Raw genomic sequence first — 18,394 nt, forward strand, 5'->3', positions numbered from 1 at the left:
AGAAGATGTGCGGAATCGTCGGACTCCACCTGCGCGAGGAGGAGCTGTACCCGCAGCTCGGGCGCCTGCTGGAGTCGATGCTGTGCGGGGTCGTCGAGCGCGGCCCGGACTCCGCGGGGGTCGCGGTCTACGGAGACCACCGCCGGGTGCCCGAGGGCCACGCGGCCGTCTCCGTCCTGCTGCCGCCGGACGCGGACACCACCGACCTGGACGCGCTCGTCACGACGGCGGGTGACACCACGATCGTCGCGGCGCCCGTGCCGCTCGAGACCCTCGTGGCCCGGGTGAAGGAGTCCTTCCCGACGGCGGTCGTGGTCGGGACGGGGCACGACCTGACGGTCTACAAGGGCGTCGGGCACCCCCGCGAGCTCGCGGCGACCTACGGTCTGGTCGACGCCCAGGGTTGGCAGGGCCTCGCGCACACCCGGATGGCCACCGAGTCCGCGGTCGTCCCCGAGGGCTGCCACCCGTTCTCCGTCGGGCCGGACCAGTGCCTGGTGCACAACGGCTCGTTCTCCAACCACGCGTCGATCCGGCGCGAACTGGCCCGCGAGGGCGTCGCGTTCGACTCGGCGAACGACTCCGAGGTCGGCGCCCGGTTCGTCGCGTCCCGCCTGGCGCAGGGCGAGGACCTGGAGAAGGCCCTCCTGGCCCTGCGCGAGACCTTCGACGGCTTCTACACCCTGCTCGTGACCAGCGCGGACGGCTTCGCCGTGGTCCGCGACCCGATCGCCTGCAAGCCCGCGGTGATCGCCGAGACCGACGCCTGGGTGGCGATGGCGTCGGAGTTCCGCGCGCTCGCACCGCTGCCCGGCATCGAGCACGCCCGCCTCTACGAGCCCGAGCCCGGGAGGGTCTACGCATGGAGTCGTTGACGTTCGACCTGGCGGACACGACGGTCCGCGCGCTGAACGCCGAGCTGCACGACCCGTCGGTCAAGAGCTACGAGGTGCTCCACCCCGAGGGCGCGCACGCCGTGGCCGCCGGCATCGACACCGGCATCGCGGTCGACGTGCACGGGCACGTCGGCTACTACTGCGCCGGCATGAACGACGGCGGGACGGTCACCGTGCACGGCAACGCCGCCACCGGGCTGGCCGAGAACATGATGTCCGGGACCGTCCGCATCACCGGCGACGCCTCCCAGTCCGCGGGTGCCACCGCGCACGGCGGCCTGCTCGTCGTCGAGGGCTCCGCGTCCATGCGCTGCGGTATCTCGATGAAGGGCGTGGACATCGTCGTCGGCGGGTCCGTGGGACCGATGAGCGCCTTCATGGCCCAGGCCGGCCGGATGGTCGTCTGCGGCGACGCCGGGGACGGGCTCGGCGACTCGATCTACGAGGCCCGCCTCTACGTCCGCGGCCGGGTCGGCGAGTTGGGCGCGGACTGCGTCGAGAAGGAGATGCGCGACGAGCACCGGGCCGAGCTGGCCGAGCTGCTCGCCGCGGCGGGGCTCGAGCACGACCCGGCGGAGTTCCGGCGGTACGGCTCCGCCCGGCGCCTCTACCACTTCACCAGCGAGCACTCGGGGAGTTACTGATGGCCCTGCGCGAGTCCGCGACCTTCGGCCGGGGCGTCATCGCCGACATCCAGCGGGCGGCCGAGACCGGCGTGTACGACATCCGCGGCTGGGGCGCCAAGCGCGCGGTGCCGCACTTCGACGACCTGCTCTTCCTCGGCGCCTCGATGTCGCGCTACCCCCTCGAGGGGTACCGGGAACGCTGCGACACCGACGTCGTCCTGGGCGACCGCAACGCGCGGTTCCCGCTCCACCTGCAGACGCCGGTGACGATCGCCGGGATGAGCTTCGGGGCCCTGTCGGCCCAGGCCAAGGAGGCGCTGGGACGCGGCGCCTCCGAGGTCGGGACGAGTACGACGACGGGTGACGGCGGCATGACGACCGAGGAGCGCGGCCAGTCCAAGCACCTCGTCTACCAGTACCTGCCGTCGCGATACGGCATGAACCCGGCGAATCTGCGCCAGGCCGACGCCATCGAGGTCGTCCTGGGGCAGGGCGCGAAGCCCGGCGGCGGCGGGATGCTGCTCGGCCAGAAGATCTCCGACCGCGTCGCCGGGATGCGGACGCTCCCCCCGGGGATCGACCAGCGCAGCGCCTGCCGCCACCCGGACTGGACCGGGCCCGACGACCTCGCGATCAAGATCCTCGAGCTGCGCGAGATCACGGACTGGGAGAAGCCGGTCTACGTCAAGGTCGGCGCCACCCGCACCTACTACGACGTCAAGCTCGCGGTCGCGGCCGGCGCGGACGTCGTCGTCGTGGACGGGATGCAGGGCGGGACGGCCGCGACGCAGGACGTGTTCATCGAGCACGTCGGCATCCCCACCCTCGCCGCGATCCCGCAGGCCACGCAGGCCCTGCAGGAGCTCGGGGTGCACCGCCACGGCGTCCAGCTGATCGTCTCCGGGGGCATCCGCAGCGGGGCCGACGTCGCGAAGGCGATGGCCCTGGGTGCCGACGCCGTCGCGATCGGGACCGCGGCGCTGATCGCGCTGGGCGACAACGACCCGCGGTACGCCGCGGAGTACGAGGCGCTCGGGTCCGCGGCCGGCTTCTACGACGACTTCCAGGACGGCTGCGACCCGGCCGGCATCACGACCCAGGACGAGGTGCTCTCCGCCCGGCTCGACCCGGTCGAGGGCGGTCGGCGCCTCGCGAACTACCTGCGGGTCCTGACGATGGAGGCGCAGACCATCGCCCGCGCCTGCGGCAAGGCCCACGTGCGCCACCTCGAGCCGGAGGACCTGGTGGCGCTGACCGTCGAGTCGGCGGCGATGGCGCGGGTGCCGCTGGCGGGGACGACGTGGATTCCGGGGGCGGGAGACGGAGCGCAGCGGAGCTCGACCCGGGGAGGCAACAGCCATGCCTGAGGTGCTGGTCGTCGGCGGCGGCCTGGAGGGCTGCGCCACCGCCTGGGCGCTCACGCAGCGGGGAATCACGGACGTGACCGTCCTCGAGCGCCACACCGTCGGCTCCGGCGGGACCGGGAAGTCCTCCGGCGTCGTCCGCTGCCACTACGGCGTCTCGTCGCTCGCGGCCATGGCGACCCGCAGCCTGGACACCCTGGAGCACGCCGTCGACGTCCTCGGGGAGGAGTCCGGCTTCCACCGCACCGGCTACGTCGTCGGGGTCGGCGAGCAGAACGTGGACGCGCTGCACGCCTCCATGGCCGACCAGCGCGCCGTCGGGGTCCGCACCGAGGACATCGACCGCACCGAGGTCGCGAAGCTCTGGCCGGTCGCCGACCTGGAGCCGTTCGGCGCGTTCGCGTGGGAGGAGCGCGGCGGCTACGGCGACGCCTACCAGACCGCCCAGGCGTTCTCCGCGGCCGCGCGGCGCGCGGGCGCGACCCTGCGCCAGGGCACGGAGGTGACCGCACTCGCCGTCACGAACGGGCGCGTGACGGGCGTGCACCTGGCCGACGGGTCGACGCTCGGGGCGGACGCGGTCGTCCTAGCGGCGGGCCCGTGGTCGGTGCCGCTGCTCGCGGCGCACGGGGTGGACCTCCCGATCACGGTGCACCGCGAGGAGATCGTGCTGATCGACCCGGGCCAGGCGCTCGGGGACGTCCCGGTGTTCTCGGACCTGGTCTCGCTGCAGTACATCCGCCCGGAGGGCTCCGGGGAGCTGTTGTTCGGCAACTCCGACCTCGCGGTCCTGCACCCGGCCGACCCGGACCGGTACTCCAACCAGGCGCGGCCGGAGACGGTGGACCTGGTGGTGGACAAGGTCGGGACCCGCTTCCCCGGCCTCGTCGACGCCTCGATCGCGTCCACGTACGCCGGCTGCTACGACGTGACGCCCGACTTCAACCCGGCCATCTCGCGGGTGGACGGCCTCGACGGCCTCGTCGTCGCCGCGGGGTTCTCCGGGCACGGGTACAAGATCTCGCCCGAGGTGGGGCGGCTCGTGGCCGACCTCGTCGTCGACGGGGAGAGCTCGGTGCCGGAGACGCCGGCGTCGGACTTCCGGCTCTCGCGCTTCGCCGAGGGGGATCTGCTCACCAGCCCGCACCCGTACGTCGGGGCCGGCCAGATGCGGTAGGGGCACTAGCGTGACGGACATGGAGGTCGACCACGGCCCGGCCGCGCGTGAGGTCGAGGGTCCCGACGACGGTGAGGGCCGGCTCGAACGCGCGATCGGCGCCCAGGTGCGCCGGATCCGGCACGACTCCGGGCAGACCCTCGCCGAGATGGCCGCCCGCACCGGGATCTCCAAGGCGATGCTCTCGAAGATCGAGAACGCGCAGATCTCCTGCTCGCTCACCACGCTCGCGCGGCTGGCGTCGGCCCTGGAGGTGCCGGTGACGGCGCTGTTCCGCGATGCCGACACCCCGCGCGAGGCGGTGTTCACCCCGGCCGGCGGCGGGGCCCGGACCGTCGCGCGCGGCACCCGGGTCGGGCACGACTACACCTTGCTCGGCGCACTGCGCGGCCCGCACAAGCGCATGGAGGCCCACCTCGTCACGCTCACCGAGCGCAGCGAGGAGTTCCCGCTGTTCCAGCACCCCGGCACGGAGCTGCTGTTCATGCTGGAGGGCGCGATGGTCTACGGCCACGGCGACGGCTCCTACGAGATGCGCCCCGGCGACGCGCTGCAGCTCGACGGCGAGGGCGCGCACGGGCCGCGCGAGCTCCTGGAGCTGCCGATCCGCTTCCTGTCGGTGGTCGCCTACGGGGACACACCCGGCTGAGGGGTCCGACCCCAGCGATCGATCGCCACGCTCGCCGCGTGGACGTCGTCGCCGACCCGGTGGTCCTCCCGGACGTCGGGCAGGGTCGCGTCCAGGTCCGCGAAGCGCGCCGCGAGCAGGCGTCCGCGGGGCGCGGTCCCGGTGAGCCGCAGCACCCGGACCGCCGCGACGAGCTCGCACGCCAGCACCGTGCGGTAGCTCTCCGCGGAGGCGGCCGTGCTGCGGGCGGCGTGCGGGGTGAAGCTCGCGTGGTCCTCCACACCCCGCGAGATCACCGACGTGCCGACGGTGACCGGGCCCGCGGAGTGGCGCAGCCGGCCGAGCGCGTCGTGCGTGAGGTACTCGAGGATCATCAGGCCGGAGCTGCCCTCGGGCCCGGCGGCGAGGAACGGGGCCAGGCCCGTGAACTCCGGCTCCATCAGGTCGCCGAGCCGGGCGGCCGAGAGCTCCGCGGCGTGGTGCACGGCGGCGCGGACCTGGTCCAGCGCCAGCGCGACGTACGCCGTCGAGAACAGGCCGTGGTGGAACACCCCGCCGCCGGCGACGTCGATCAGCGGGTTCTCCGCGGCCGCGTTCACCTCGATCTCGCACGTGGCCCGCAGCCGGTCGACCGCGTCCAGCGCCGGGCCGTGCACCTGCGGGAACGCCCGCAGCCCGAACGGGTCCTGGATGCGGCGGCCCGGGCTGAGGTCGCCCTCGTGCCACAGCAGCTCCCGCATCCGGGCGGCGGCGCGCACCGAGCCGGGGTGCGGACGGCGGGCGTGGACCTGCTCGGCGAACGCCTCCGGCGACCCCGCGAGCGCGCAGTAGGACAGCGCCGTGACGGTGTGCGCGGAGGCGAGCAGCCGGCTCAGCTCGTCGGTCGCGAGCACGGCCCGGGCCAGCGTGACGGCGTTCGAGGACATGAACGCCAGCGCGTCGCCCGGCTCGAGCGCGACCGCCCGCACGGCCCCGCGCGCCCACGGGACGTGCCCGGTCAGCGCGAGCCCGATCTCGGCGAGGGTGGCGAGGTCGCCCGTGCCGATGGACCCGCCGTCGTGGACCGTCGGGACGGCGCCGGTCCGCAGCGCGGACTCCAGCGCGGAGACGAACCGGGGGTGGATGCCGCTGCCCGCGGCCGCGAGCTGATTGAGCCGGATGAGCATGGCGGCCCGGACGACGGCGGGTTCGAGCAGGTCGCCGACCCCGGCGGCGTGGCTGCGCAGCAGCCGCAGGTCGTGCTCCGCGGTGCCGCTCCCGACGACGGCGTCCCGGTTCGCGCCGACCCCGGTGGTCCGCCCGTACACGGGCCGGGTCGAGCTGGCCGCGCACGCGGTCTCCCACGCGAGGTGGACGGCCTTCATCGCCTCCGGTGCGACCGCGACGGGCACGTCGCCGCTCGCGACGCGCACCACGTCGTCGCAGGCCAGCGTGCTCCCGTCGACGACGAAGGCGTCCGGGTCGGTCATCTCTCCCCCTCGCTCGGGACGCCCCCACGCCAGACCTCCCGCACGAGCGGCACTCCCGGCCGGTAGGCGAGGTGGACGAACGACGGAGCCGCGAGCCGCACCAGGTCCGCGCGGGCACCGGGGACGAGCGACCCGACGTCGGGACGCCGGAGCGCCGCCGCACCCCCCGCCGTCGCCGCGTGCAGCGCCTCGCCCGGGGTCAGCCCCTGGTGCCGCACGGCGAGCGCGAGGCAGAAGGCGATGTTCGACGTGTAGGAGCTCCCCGGGTTGCAGTCGGTGGCGAGCGCGACCGTGGCCCCGGCGTCGAGCAGCCGCCGGCCGTCCGCCCACGCCGTGCGGGTGCTGAACTCGACCCCGGGCAGCAGCGTCGCGACCGTGGGTCCCGCGGCGAGGGCCTCGACGTCGTCGTCGGACAGGTACGTGCAGTGGTCGACCGCGGCCGCTCCGAGGTCCACCGCGAGTCGCACCCCCTCACCCTGCCCGAGCTGGCCCGCGTGCACCCTCATCCCGAGGCCCCGGTCGCGGCCGGCCTCCAGCACGGCGCGGGCCTCGTCCACGTCGAACGCCCCGGCCTCGCAGAACACGTCGACCCAGCGGGCGTGCGGGGCGCACGCGTCCAGCATCGGCCCGCGGACCAGGTCGACGTAGTCCGCGCGGCGGTCGGCGTACTCGGCGGGGACGACGTGCGCGCCGAGGTACGTGATCTCCGGGGTGAACCGGCCGGCGATCTCCAGCGCCCGGCGCTCGTCGTCGACGGTGAGCCCGTAGCCGCTCTTGGTCTCGAAGGTCGTGACGCCGGCCGCGAGCAGTTCCCGGGCCAGGCCCGCGACGCCGGCGGTGAGGGTCTCGTCGGAAGCGGCACGGGTGGCGGCGACCGTGGTGCGGATGCCGCCCGCGGTGTACCGGCGGCCGCTCGCGCGGGCGGCGAACTCCGCCGAGCGCTCCCCCGCGAACACGAGGTGCGCGTGGCTGTCGACGAAGCCGGGGACGACGGCGTCCCCTCCGTGGTCCACGCGGTGGTCGGCGGCCGGGGCGCGCGCCACCGGTCCGACCCAGGCGACCCGGTCGCCGTCGACCACCAGCGCGGCGTCGTGCAGCAGCCCGAGCGGCGACCCGTCGCCGACGGCGGGGTCGTTCGTGACCAGCTCGCCGATCCCGGTGTGCACCACGGTCACGCCGCACGCCCCGACCCGCCGTCGAGCACCGAGGACGTGACGGCGGCCAGCCGGCCGGCGACGTCCGGGACGGTGGTGTGCCGACGGTCCGCGACGACGATGCGGCCGTCGACGACCACGTCCGTGACGTCGGCGGCCCCCGCCGCGAACACCGCGGTCTCGACGGTCGCGCCCCCGCCCGCGGTGCGCACCGACGCCAGGTCCAACGCGACCAGGTCCGCCCGCGCGCCCGGGGCGATCGTCCCGGCGTCGGAGCCGAGGGACCGGTGCCCGTGGCGGGTCGCGCACGCCAGCAGGGTCTCCGCGTCCAGGACACCGCGCTCTCGGCGGGCCAGCCGCTCGTCGAGCTCCACCGCGCGGGCCTCCTCCAGCAGGTCGATCACGGCGTGGCTGTCCGAGCCGAGGGACAGCGGGACGGCCGGCTCCGCGAGCAGGGCGGGCGCGGGGCCGATCCCGTCGCCGAGGTCGCGCTCGGTGGTCGGGCAGAAGCACACGCCGGTGCCCGACGAGCGCAGCGCCTCGACGTCGGACGCGGTGAGGTGGGTGGCGTGCACGGCGGTGGTCCGGGGCCCGAGGACCCCGTGCTCGGCGAGCAGCTCGACCGGGGTCGCGCCGTGCACCGCGCGGCAGGCGTCGACCTCGGCGGTCTGCTCGGCGACGTGGGCGTGCAGCGGCGCTCCCCGGGCTGTTGCCCACTCCACGACCGCGGGCAACTGCGACGGCGGGACGGCCCGGACCGAGTGAACGGCGGCACCCACGACGACGCCGTCGACCCCGGACAGGGCGGCGTGCAGGTCGTCGACCCGCGCGGCCCAGGCGTCCGACGACCCGTCGGAGAACCGCTCCTGGGTCCCGACGACGGGTGCGCCGCTCACGTCCGCGGTCAGATAGCACGTGTCGAGCAGGGTCAGCCGGAGCCCGGCGGTCCGGGCGGCGTCGGCGAGGGCGAGCCCCATCGCGTTCGGGTCGGCGTAGCGCCGGCCGCCGGGCGCGTGGTGCAGGTAGTGGAACTCCCCAACCCCCGTGACCCCGGCCAGCGCCATCTCCGCGAACACGGCGGTGGCGACCTCCCGGTAGAGGTCCGGGGTGAGGCGGTCGGCGGCCCGGTACATCAGCTCGCGCCACGTCCAGAACGACCCGCGGCCCTGCTGCGTGCGCGCCCGGAGCAGCCGGTGGAAGGCGTGCGAGTGCGCGTTCGCGAGGCCGGGGACGACGAGACCGCGCAGCACCGGCGTGCCCGGGGGCCGGGGCACGCCGCCCAAGACCGCCGTGATCCGGCCGCCGGCGACGGTGACGAGCACGTCGCGCTGCACCGGGCCGGCGCCGGTCCACACGTGCTCGCACCACCACGCGCTCACGACGAGGCCCCGTCGCGCAGGACCGCGGTCAGCGCCTCGACCCCGGCCAGGCAGTCGTCCCGCTCGGCGTGCTCGGCCGGCGAGTGCGAGACCCCGGTCGGGTTGCGGACGAACAGCATCGCCGTCGGGACCTCGGTGGCCAGGACACCGGCGTCGTGGCCGGCGGCGGTCGGCAGCACGGGCACGTCGCCGAGGACGGCCCGGAGGCGCTCCCGCGGGCCGTCGGGGAACGCGACGACCGGCGACAGCGACTCGGCCACGACCTCCACCTCGGTGCCCTCGGCCCGGGCGTGCGCGGCGGCGTCGGCGAACAGGTCCGCGGTGAGCGCCCCGAGCACGGCCTCCGACGGGGCCCGGGCATCCAGGACGGCGACGACCTCGGAGGCGATCGCGTTCGCGCCGTTCGGGGTCACCGCGAGCTTCCCGACCGTGGCCACCGCCCCGTGCTGCGTCGCGCGGGCGCGGGCGGCGCCGATCGTGGCCGCACACGGCAGCATCGGGTCGTGCCGGTCGGCGAGCAGGGTGGCCCCGGCGTGGTTGGCCTCGCCGGTGAAGCGCAGCCGCCACCGGCCGTGCGGCCAGATCGAGGACGCGACCGCCACCGGCCGGTCGAGCCGGTCCAGCGCCCGCCCCTGCTCCACGTGCAGCTCGACGAACGTGCCGACGCGGGAGCCCAGCCCGTCGTCACGACCCAGCCCCGCCGGGTCGACCCCGGCGCGGCCGAGCACCTCGGCCAGCGTGCGCCCGTCCGCACCGTGTAGCGCCCGCGCGCGGTCCGGGTCCAGGGCGCCGGTCGACAGCTGCGACCCGACGCACGCGACGCCGAACCGCGCGCCCTCCTCGTCGCCGAAGCAGACGACGCCGATCGGTCGGTGCGGCACGAACCCCTCGGCGCGCAGCGCGTCGACCGCCGCGAACGACGAGACCACCCCGAGCGGGCCGTCGAAGGCGCCGCCGTCGGGCACGGAGTCCAGGTGCGAGCCGGTGACGACGGCGCCCTCCGGGTCCCCGGACCAGCCCGCCGGGAGCCACCACGCCCACAGGTTGCCGTTGCGGTCGCGCTCCACGTCGAGACCGCGTGCCCCGGCCGCACCGGTGAACCACTCCCGCAGGGTCAGGTCGGCGTCGTCCCAGGCGTACCGGCGGTAACCGCCGGTGCCGCGGTGCCGGCCGACGTCGGCGATCTCGGCCCACAGGCCGTCGAAGGTGGTCACCGGTCCTCCATCGGCACGCGGAGCCCGCGCTCGGCGGCGACGGCGCGCGCGTGCGGGTAGCCCGCGTCGGCGTGGCGCAGCACTCCGGTCGCCGGGTCGTTCGTCAGCACCCGCTCCAGCTTGGCCGCCGCGAGCGCCGTGCCGTCGGCGACGCAGACCTGGCCCGCGTGCTGCGAGCGGCCGATCCCGACCCCGCCACCGTGGTGCAACGACACCCACGTGGCTCCGGACGCCGTGCTGACCAGGGCGTTCAGCAGTGGCCAGTCGGCGATCGCGTCCGAGCCGTCGAGCATCGCCTCGGTCTCGCGGTAGGGCGAGGCCACCGACCCGGCGTCCAGGTGGTCGCGGCCGATGACGACCGGTGCGCTCAGCTCGCCGGATGCGACCATCTCGTTGAACCGCAGACCGGCCCGGTGCCGCTCGCCGTACCCGAGCCAGCAGATCCGGGCGGGCAGGCCCTCGAAGGCGACCCGCTCGCCCGCCATCGTGATCCAGCGGCGCAGGGCGTCGTCGTGCGGGAAGAGGTCGAGGACCGCGCGGTCGGTCGCGGCGATGTCGGCCGGGTCGCCGGACAGCGCCGCCCACCGGAACGGGCCGCGACCCTCCTCGAACTGCGGGCGGATGTAGGCCGGGACGAAGCCCGGGAAGGCGAACGCCCGCTCGTACCCGCCGCGCCGGGCCTCGTCGCGCAGCGAGTTGCCGTAGTCGAAGACCTCGGCGCCGCGGTCCGCGAACCCGACCATGGCCTCGATGTGCGTGGCCATCGCCGCCCGGGCCCGCTCCGTGACGCCCTCGGGGTCGGCCTGGGCGGCCGCACGGAGGTCGTCGACCGCCATCCCGACCGGGAGGTAGGCCAGCGGGTCGTGGGCCGAGGTCTGGTCCGTCACGACGTCGATCGGGGCCTCGCGACGCAGCAGCTCCGGCACGACCTCGGCCGCGTTGCCGACCACCCCGATCGACAGCGGCCGCCGCGCATCCCGCGCCTCGACGGCGAGCCGCAGGGCGTGGTCCAGGTCGTCGGCGCGGACGTCCAGGTACCGGTGGGCGATGCGGCGCTCGACGCGGGTCGGGTCGGCCTCCACGCACAGCGCGACGCCGTCGTTCATCGTGACGGCGAGCGGCTGCGCGCCACCCATGCCGCCCAGGCCCGCCGTCAGCGTGATGGTGCCGGCGAGGGTGCCACCGAAGCGCCGGCGGGCCACGGCGGCGAACGTCTCGAAGGTGCCCTGCAGGATCCCCTGGGTGCCGATGTAGATCCACGAGCCCGCGGTCATCTGCCCGTACATCGTCAGCCCGGCGGCCTCGAGGCGGCGGAACTGGGTCCAGTCCGCCCAGTCGCCGACGAGGTTGGCGTTCGCGATCAGCACCCGCGGCGCCCAGGTGTGGGTGCGCAGCACGCCGACCGGCTTGCCGGACTGCACGAGCAGCGTCTCGTCGTCGGCGAGGTCGCGCAGGCACGCGACGATCGCGTCGAAGGCCTCCCAGCTGCGAGCGGCGCGGCCCGTGCCGCCGTAGACCACGAGGTCCTCGGGGTGTTCGGCGACCTCCGGGTCGAGGTTGTTGCACAGCATCCGCAGCACGGCCTCCTGCTGCCAACCGCGGCAGGAGAGCTCGGTGCCGCGCGGGGCCCGCACCGCGGGGCGGGTGGGTGACGAGGTCACGGGACGGTCCTCACGTCAGGGGTCGGGGGCGTGCTCCGAGTGCACCGGATCGCCGTCTCCCGCCCCAGGCCCAGCGGGCTACGGTCGTCTCGAATCCGAGACGTCCGAGGAGGCACCCGTGGGCAGCAGCACCTCTCCCGCCGTCGGGAAGGCGCTGGACGTCCTGCTCCACCTCGCGGGGCGCTCCGGCCCGGTGCCCGGCGCCACGCTGATCCGGGAGCTCGGGATGCCGCGCTCGTCGGCGTACCACCTGCTCGCGGTGCTCACCGAGCGCGGCTTCGTCCTGCACTACCCCGAGGAGCGCGCGTACGGGCTGGGCGTGGCGGCCTTCGAGATCGGCAGCGCGTACCTGCGGCACGCGCCGCTGGAGCAGCTCGGCCGTCCGCTCGCCCGGCGCCTCGCCGCCCGCACCGGCGAGACCGCACACCTCGGCATCCTGCACGGCGCGGACACGCTCTACCTGGTCAAGGAGCGCCCGCCGCGGCAGTCGTTCCCGGTCTCGCTGGTCACCGACGTGGGGGTCCGGCTCCCCGCGTCGCTCACGGCCAACGGGCGGTCGATGCTGGCGCACCTGGCCCCGGCGCAGCTGCGGGCGCTGTTCGCGGCTCCCCTGGTGACCCGGACGGAGTCCGGTCCGACGTCCCTGCCCGAGCTCCGCGAACTGCTCGCCGTCGAACGCGCCCGCGGGTGGGCCCGGGAGGACGGGATGATCACTGCGGGGATGCGGTCGGTCGGCGCGTGCGCGTTCGACCACCACGGCACACCCGTGGCGGCGTTCAGCGTGACGGGTCGCGGCGACCGGGCCACGACCGGGGAGGAGGAGATCGCCGCGGCGACCCGGTCGGCGGCCCGCGCGCTCACCCGGCGGCTGAGCGGGACCGCTCCCGCCGGCTGGTTCGCGTGAACACCTCCGCGATCCACAGCGCCCATCCGACCAGCAGCGGCTGGAAGAACAGCCGGGTGAGGCGCGCACGGTCGTCGTCCAGGCCGAACGCGGACACGCCGTCGAGGTACTGCCACAGGTTGCCCGGGAAGATCGCGACGAAGAACAGCGCGACGACGACCCCCACGACCCGTCGTCGGGAAGCCAGGAGGAGCAGCGCGAGCCCGAGGACGATCTCGACGACCCCCGAGACCAGTACGACGAGGTCCGCGTCGACCGGGAACCACGACGGCACCTGCCCGCGGAACTGCACCTGGAACGGTCCGAGGGGGGTGACCCCGGCCGTCGTCAGGAACGCTCCGAGCAGCCACCGTGCGAGCCGCCGCGGCAGGGACTCGGCCGACCCGCTCATCGCCGCCAGCACCCCGAGTGCCAGTGCCGGCGCTCGTCACCGCCGCCGACCTCGTCGACCGGCCACGCGACGACGTGCGCCGTGCCGGGGCGGATCTCCTGGTTGCACCCCGGGCAGCGGTAGGTCTTCGTCGCGGACGACCCGCTGATCGCCCGCACCGCCCAACGCCGCCCGCCGCGCTCGACGTAGGACAGGGCGCCACCGAACAGCGGACGGGCCTCCCCGCCCGCCATTCGGCGGTTCTTGCGCGACATGGGCGCTACGCCCAGGGGCTCACCGGTAGTCCCGGAACCCGTGCCCGGTCTTGCGGCCGAGCCGGCCCGCCGTCACCAGGTGCTCCAGCAGCGGCGTCGGGGCGAACCCGGGCACGCGGAACTCCTGGTAGAGCGACCGCTCGATGGCGAGCGAGACGTCCAGGCCCACCACGTCGAGCAGCGCGAACGGGCCCATCGGCAGGCCACAGCCGTTCTTCATGGCCGAGTCGATGTCGTCGACGGTCGCGTAGTGCGCGTCGAGCATCGCCACCGAGTCGTTCAGGTACGGGAAGAGCAGCGCGTTGACGATGAAGCCCGCGCGGTCCCCGCAGAGCACCGGCGCCTTCTTGATCCTCGCGCAGAGGTCGCGGACGGTCGCGGTGACGTCCGGCGCGGTGGTGATCGGCGAGACGATCTCCACCAGCTTCATGACGGCGGCCGGGTTGAAGAAGTGCATGCCGACGACGTCGGCCGGGCGCGAGGTCGCCGCGGCGCACTCCACGACCGGCAGCGACGAGGTCGTCGTCGCGAGGATCGTCCCGGGCTTGCAGACCTCGTCGAGCGCGGAGAACGCGGCCTGCTTGACCTCGAGGTCCTCGGCGATCGCCTCGACGACGATGTCGCACTCGGCGAGCCCGGAGAAGTCCACCGTGGTCGTGATGCGCGCGAGCGTCTCGTCGCGCGCGTCCTCGGTCAGCTTGCCCTTGACCACGGCCTTCTCCAGCGACTTGCGCACCGCCGCGACGGCGCCCTCGCCCTTGGACTCCGACCGGCCGCGCACGACGACGTCGTAGCCGGCCTTCGCGAAGACCTCGGCGATGCCGGTGGCCATCGTCCCGGTGCCGACCACGCCGACCCGCGAGATCGGGCGCAGCGTCGCGTCGTCCGACCCGGGCGGCGGCGGGGTCAGCGCGTCCGCCACGACCTGGGACGAGCCCGGCTCGGCGTAGGTGTAGAAGCCGCGCCCGGTCTTCCGGCCGAGCAGGCCCGCCGTGATCATCTGCTTGAGGATCGGCGCCGGCGCGTGCCGCTGGTTGCGCGACTGCCGGTACATCTCCTCGAGGATCTCGTAGGCGGTGTCGAGGCCGATGAGGTCCATCAGCGCCAGCGGGCCCATCGGGTAGCCGCACCCGAACTTCATCGCGGCGTCGAGGTCCTCGCGGCCCGCGTAGTGCGACTCGAACATGCCCACGGCCTGGTTCAGGTACGTGAACAGCAGCTGGTTGGCGATGAAGCCGGCGCGGTCGCCGCAGACCACCGGCGACTTGCCCAGGCGCTCGGCCAGCGCGCGGACGTCGTCGACGACGTCGGGCTCGGTGACGACGGTGCGCACGAGCTCCACCAGCGGCTGCACCGGCGCCGGGTTGAAGAAGTGCATCCCGACGACCTTGCTGGGGCGCTGGGTGCGCACCGACAGCTCGGTGATCGACAGCGACGAGGTGTTCGAGGCGAAGATCGTGTCCGCGGCGCAGACCTTGTCCAGCTCCGCGAACACCTCGCTCTTGAGCTCGAGCCGCTCGGGCACGGCCTCCACGACGAGCGCGACGTCGCCGAGCTCGGACATGTCCGTGGTGACGCGCACGCGCTCGAGCAGGGCCGCCCGGTCCTCTTCGGCGAGCTTCCCGCGGGACACGGCACGCGCGGTGGAGGACTCGATCTGCTCCCTGCCGTGCGCGGCGGCGGCCTCGGTCACCTCGACCGCGACCACCTCGATGCCGCCCTTGGCGAACACCTCGACGATGCCGGCCCCCATCGTGCCGAGACCGACCACACCCACCCGGGCGAACTCGCGCGCCACTGCTGATCCCTCCGTCGTCTGCTGCTGGATCCCGCCGATCGTGGCACGTCGCCGCGCCGGGACACCGGCGCGTGACGTACCCCTCCGGTGGCTTTACCGGTTCCGTCGGTAGATGACCGAGGCGAGCACGGACAGCACCTTCACGACCCACCCGGGCCGGTCGAACGTCATGACGTTGATGCTCTTGAACCGCCGCTCGGAGACCGCGAGCGCCCGCGTGAACTCCCGCAGCCCGTCTCGGCCGTGGATGCGCCCGAAGCCGGAGTCGCCGACCCCGCCGAACGGCAGCGACGGCATCGCCGCGAACGCGATGACGCCGTTGACCGAGACCATGCCGCAGCGCAGCCTGCGCGCCACCTCGTAGCCCCGCTTCTTCGCGAAGACCGACCCGCCGAGGCCGTAGCGCGACGCGTTCGCGCGCTCCACGGCCTCGTCGATGTCACGGACGCGGTTGACCACGACGGTGGGGCCGAAGGTCTCGTCCGTGACCGCGGTCGAGTCCTCGGGCACGTCGGCCAGCACGACCGGGTTGACGTAGGGCGCCCGGACCGACTCCCGGCCCCCGACGACGGCGCGTCCCCCCTTGGAGAGCGCGTCGTCGATCTGGCCGGAGATGATCCCGAGCTGGCTGGGCATCGTGATCGGCCCGTACACCGAGCGCGGCTCGCCGCCCGGCTGCAGCGTCGCCGCGCGCTGGGCCACCTTGTCCAGGAACGCCTCCGCGACCGCGTCGACCACGTAGACCCGCTCCACGCCGATGCACGTCTGGCCGGCGTTGGACATCGCGCCCCACACCGCGGCGGCGGCCGCGTCGTCGAGGTCGGCGTCGTGGTCGACCAGCAGCGCGTCCTTGCCGCCGCACTCGGCGAGGATCGGGGTCAGGCTCTCCGCGCACGTGGCCATGACCTTCTTGGCCGTGGCCGTCGACCCGGTGAAGGCGACCTTGTCCACCCCGGAGCGGCACAGCGCGGCCCCGGTCTCGCCCTCGCCGGTGACCAGCGCGAACAGGCCCTCGCCGTAGCCGTCGGTGCGGTGCAGGACCTCGGCGAACGAGTCGACCAGCCACTTCCCCACGGTCGGGGTCAGCTCGCTGGGCTTGAACACGACCGCGTTCCCCGCCGCGAGCGCATAGGCGATCGAGCCCATCGGCGTGAACACCGGGTAGTTCCACGGCCCGAGCACGCCGATGACGCCGAGCGGCCGGTACTCGATCGTCGCGCGGTGGTTCACCATCAGCGCGCCGGCCTCGAACCGCTTGCGGCCCAGCGCCGCCTTCGCGTGCTTGCCCGCCCAGTGCAGGTGGTCGATGACGAGGACGACCTCGAGCCGCGCGTCGTCCAGCGGCTTGCCGGTCTCGCGGCTCACCAGGGCGGCCAGCTCGTCGGTGCGGTCGATCAGCAGCCGGCGCCACGCCCCGAGGCGGTCCCGCCGTCCGTCGAAGCCCAGGTCCGCCCACCACTGCCCCGCACGCCGCGCGCGGTCCACCACGGCGCGCACCTCGTCCGGCCCCTGCACCGGGTGCGTCGCGATGACGGAGCCGTCCCGCGGGTCGAGCGAGTCGAAGGTCTTCCCGGACGTCGATGCTGCTCCGGCGTCGTTCGAGGGCCGCGCTGCCGTGCTGGTCATGGGGCCGGACGTTACCGGCGGGTACACCTATCTGGCGAGTGCTCCCCGCAGGCGGGTCGCGGTCGCGTCCAGCTCGGTCCGCTCCGCGAGCCGGAACGCGCCGTCGAGCCTCAGGCCGTCGCCGGCGGTGCGCGGCAGGACGTGCAGGTGGACGTGCCAGACCTCCTGCCCCGCCGTCGCACCGTCGGCGAGGAAGACGTTGACCCCGTCGGCGAGGCCGGCCGCCCGGGCCGCGGCGGCCACCCGTGTCCCGACCTCCCACAGCGCGGCGCCCTCGTCGGTGCGGAGGCCGGCGAGATCGGGGACGTGGCGGCGCGGGACGACGAGCGTGTGACCGGCGACCGCGGGCTGCAGGTCGAGGAACGCGACCGGCCCCGACCCGTCGTCGTGGATGATGCTGCTCTCCGCCCGCCCGGCGACGATCGCGCAGAAGACGCACTCCCCGCCCACCTCGGCCGGCAGCACCTGTCGCCTCGGGGTGCGGCGGATCGGGGGCAGGCGCATCAGGTCATGCTCAGAACAGGCGGAACTCGTCGGACTCGATGCCGCGCAGGGCGTCGTAGTCCAGCGTCACGCAGCGGATGCCGCGGTCGGTGGCGAGCACCCGGGCCTGCGGCTTGATCTGCTGCGCGGCGAAGATGCCCTGGACCGGGGCGAGCAGCGGGTCGCGGTTGAGCAGCTCGAGGTAGCGGGTCAGTTGCTCCACGCCGTCGATCTCGCCGCGCCGCTTGATCTCCACCGCCACCGACCCGCCGTCGTGGTCGCGGCAGAGCAGGTCGACCGGGCCGATCGCCGTCGGGTACTCGCGGCGGACGAGCGTCCAGCCGTCCCCGAGGGTGTGCACGTGCTCGGCCAGGAGCTCCTGCAGGTGGGCCTCGACGCCGTCCTTGACCAGGCCGGGATCGAGCCCGAGCTCGTGCGACGAGTCGTGCTGGATCTCCTCCAGGGTGATCGTCAGCGTCTCGTCGGCCTTGTTCCGGACGACCCACGACCCGTCGTCCTCGGTCAGCCAGCACGGTGGACTCATCCAGTTCAGCGGCTTGTAGGCGCGGTCGTCGGCGTGGACGCTCACCGACCCGTCCGCTTTCACCAGCAGCAGGCGCACGGCGCTCGGCAGGTGCGCGGTGAGCCGTCCCGCGTAGTCGACCGTGCAGCGGGCGATGACGAGGCGCACGGCCCCGAGGGTAGAGACCCCCGGTCGTGGATCATCGGGGGGCGTGGAGACCACCAGTTCGCGCGAGATCTACGCCAACCCGTGGATGACGATCCGGGAGGACACCTTCGTCCGGCCCGACGGCGGCGAGGGCCTCTACGGCGTCGTCGACAAGCCGCACTACGCGCTGGTCATCGCCCTGGACGGGGACGCGCAGCGCAGCGGAGCCGGACCGTCGGAGCGCGACCGGATGATGCTGGTCGAGCAATTCCGCTACCCCCTCGGACTGCGTCGCTGGGAGTTCCCGCAGGGCACCGCGCCCGACCGCGCCGTCATGGACCCGGCCGAGCTCGCCGCCCGGGAACTGCGCGAGGAGACCGGGTTGACCGCGCGGTCGTGGCACCCGCTCGGCCTGCTCGACGTCGCACCCGGCCTGTCCTCGCAGCGCGGCCGCGCCTTCCTCGCCACCGACCTCGTCGCCGGCGACCCCGACCGCGAGGAGACCGAGGCGGACATGCGCGCCGCCTGGGTGACGCGCGCGGAGTTCGAGGACCGGGTCCGCGCGGGCGAGATCACCGACGCCCAGTCGATCGCCGCGTACGCGCTCCTCCTGCTCTCCGGACGCTGACCCACGTTCGTCACGCTGCCTCGATCGTCCAGGGGCGGTTGTGTCGGGGGGTGTGCGCGGGGTCGAGAAGAT

Annotated in this window: 18 protein-coding genes; 7 read left to right on the forward strand and 11 right to left on the reverse strand. The window is 74.5% G+C overall.

The features are described from left to right. Positions 1-5 precede the first annotated feature (5 nt). Genes WCD74_RS13170 through WCD74_RS13190 form a run of 5 tightly spaced genes read left to right on the forward strand, consistent with a single transcriptional unit; the run spans position 6 to position 4,712 of the window. Entirely contained in the window at positions 6-875 is an 870-nt protein-coding gene (locus WCD74_RS13170) for a class II glutamine amidotransferase domain-containing protein (protein ID WP_337695288.1), read from the forward strand. After that, positions 863-1,540 (forward strand): glutamate synthase, encoded by a 678-nt coding sequence (locus WCD74_RS13175; protein WP_337695289.1) that lies wholly within the window; start codon positions 863-865, stop codon positions 1,538-1,540. Before WCD74_RS13170 ends, WCD74_RS13175 begins: the two co-directional genes overlap by 13 nt. Continuing rightward, the gene (locus WCD74_RS13180; RefSeq protein WP_337695290.1) at positions 1,540-2,889 is read left to right on the forward strand and encodes an FMN-binding glutamate synthase family protein; all 1,350 of its coding nucleotides are present in this window, start codon (positions 1,540-1,542) and stop codon (positions 2,887-2,889) included. The genes WCD74_RS13175 and WCD74_RS13180 overlap by 1 nt, the downstream gene beginning before the upstream one ends. Then, complete coding sequence (locus WCD74_RS13185; RefSeq protein ID WP_337695291.1) at positions 2,882-4,063, forward strand: NAD(P)/FAD-dependent oxidoreductase; 1,182 nt, start codon at positions 2,882-2,884, stop codon at positions 4,061-4,063. The genes WCD74_RS13180 and WCD74_RS13185 overlap by 8 nt, the downstream gene beginning before the upstream one ends. Before the next feature lie 19 nt (positions 4,064-4,082). Beyond that, positions 4,083-4,712: a helix-turn-helix domain-containing protein gene (locus WCD74_RS13190; RefSeq protein WP_337695292.1), complete on the forward strand. Its 630-nt coding sequence runs from the start codon at positions 4,083-4,085 to the stop codon at positions 4,710-4,712. Here WCD74_RS13190 and WCD74_RS13195 read toward each other — a convergent pair. Genes WCD74_RS13195 through hutU form a run of 5 tightly spaced genes read right to left on the reverse strand, consistent with a single transcriptional unit; the run spans position 4,691 to position 11,568 of the window. Continuing rightward, entirely contained in the window at positions 4,691-6,160 is a 1,470-nt protein-coding gene (locus WCD74_RS13195) for an aromatic amino acid ammonia-lyase (protein WP_337695293.1), read from the reverse strand. The two genes, WCD74_RS13190 and WCD74_RS13195, sit on opposite strands and share 22 nt — an antisense overlap. Then, on the reverse strand, positions 6,157-7,335 hold the full coding sequence (gene hutI, locus WCD74_RS13200; protein WP_337695294.1) for an imidazolonepropionase: 1,179 nt from the start codon (positions 7,333-7,335) through the stop codon (positions 6,157-6,159). Before hutI ends, WCD74_RS13195 begins: the two co-directional genes overlap by 4 nt. Next, positions 7,332-8,693: a formimidoylglutamate deiminase gene (locus WCD74_RS13205; RefSeq protein WP_337695295.1), complete on the reverse strand. Its 1,362-nt coding sequence runs from the start codon at positions 8,691-8,693 to the stop codon at positions 7,332-7,334. Before WCD74_RS13205 ends, hutI begins: the two co-directional genes overlap by 4 nt. Then, a complete protein-coding gene (locus tag WCD74_RS13210) occupies positions 8,690-9,907 on the reverse strand; it encodes an allantoate amidohydrolase (protein WP_337695296.1) in 1,218 nt (405 codons plus the stop codon). Before WCD74_RS13210 ends, WCD74_RS13205 begins: the two co-directional genes overlap by 4 nt. Beyond that, positions 9,904-11,568 (reverse strand): urocanate hydratase, encoded by a 1,665-nt coding sequence (hutU, locus tag WCD74_RS13215; protein WP_337695297.1) that lies wholly within the window; start codon positions 11,566-11,568, stop codon positions 9,904-9,906. Before hutU ends, WCD74_RS13210 begins: the two co-directional genes overlap by 4 nt. A 118-nt stretch (positions 11,569-11,686) precedes the next feature. On the opposite strand from hutU, the gene WCD74_RS13220 reads away from it, so the two are divergent. Then, a complete protein-coding gene (locus WCD74_RS13220) occupies positions 11,687-12,472 on the forward strand; it encodes an IclR family transcriptional regulator (protein ID WP_337695298.1) in 786 nt (261 codons plus the stop codon). On the opposite strand, the gene WCD74_RS13225 is transcribed toward WCD74_RS13220, so the two are convergent. From WCD74_RS13225 to nucS, 6 genes are all read right to left on the reverse strand, one after another. Beyond that, positions 12,426-12,863, reverse strand: coding sequence for a DoxX family protein (locus WCD74_RS13225; protein ID WP_337695299.1), 438 nt, complete (start codon positions 12,861-12,863; stop codon positions 12,426-12,428). The two genes, WCD74_RS13220 and WCD74_RS13225, sit on opposite strands and share 47 nt — an antisense overlap. Beyond that, entirely contained in the window at positions 12,860-13,117 is a 258-nt protein-coding gene (locus WCD74_RS13230) for an Rv1322 family protein (protein ID WP_373696076.1), read from the reverse strand. The genes WCD74_RS13225 and WCD74_RS13230 overlap by 4 nt, the downstream gene beginning before the upstream one ends. Positions 13,118-13,136: 19 nt before the next feature. Further along, a complete protein-coding gene (locus tag WCD74_RS13235; RefSeq protein WP_337695301.1) occupies positions 13,137-14,915 on the reverse strand; it encodes a 3-hydroxyacyl-CoA dehydrogenase family protein in 1,779 nt (592 codons plus the stop codon). A gap of 93 nt (positions 14,916-15,008) precedes the next feature. Continuing rightward, positions 15,009-16,541, reverse strand: a complete 1,533-nt coding sequence (locus WCD74_RS13240) for an aldehyde dehydrogenase family protein (RefSeq protein WP_337695302.1) — start codon at positions 16,539-16,541, stop codon at positions 15,009-15,011. Between the two features lie 27 nt (positions 16,542-16,568). Continuing rightward, on the reverse strand, positions 16,569-17,045 hold the full coding sequence (locus tag WCD74_RS13245; RefSeq protein WP_337695303.1) for an HIT family protein: 477 nt from the start codon (positions 17,043-17,045) through the stop codon (positions 16,569-16,571). A 10-nt stretch (positions 17,046-17,055) separates the two neighbouring features. Continuing rightward, positions 17,056-17,715, reverse strand: a complete 660-nt coding sequence (gene nucS / locus WCD74_RS13250; RefSeq protein WP_337695304.1) for an endonuclease NucS — start codon at positions 17,713-17,715, stop codon at positions 17,056-17,058. 43 nt (positions 17,716-17,758) lie between these two features. On the opposite strand from nucS, the gene WCD74_RS13255 reads away from it, so the two are divergent. Beyond that, the gene (locus WCD74_RS13255; RefSeq protein ID WP_337695305.1) at positions 17,759-18,322 is read left to right on the forward strand and encodes an NUDIX domain-containing protein; all 564 of its coding nucleotides are present in this window, start codon (positions 17,759-17,761) and stop codon (positions 18,320-18,322) included. The last annotated feature ends 72 nt before the right edge of the window (positions 18,323-18,394 follow it).

The sequence above is a fragment of the Actinomycetospora aurantiaca genome (assembly GCF_037401875.1).
In the GTDB taxonomy this organism is placed as follows: Bacteria; Actinomycetota; Actinomycetes; order Mycobacteriales; family Pseudonocardiaceae; genus Actinomycetospora; species Actinomycetospora aurantiaca.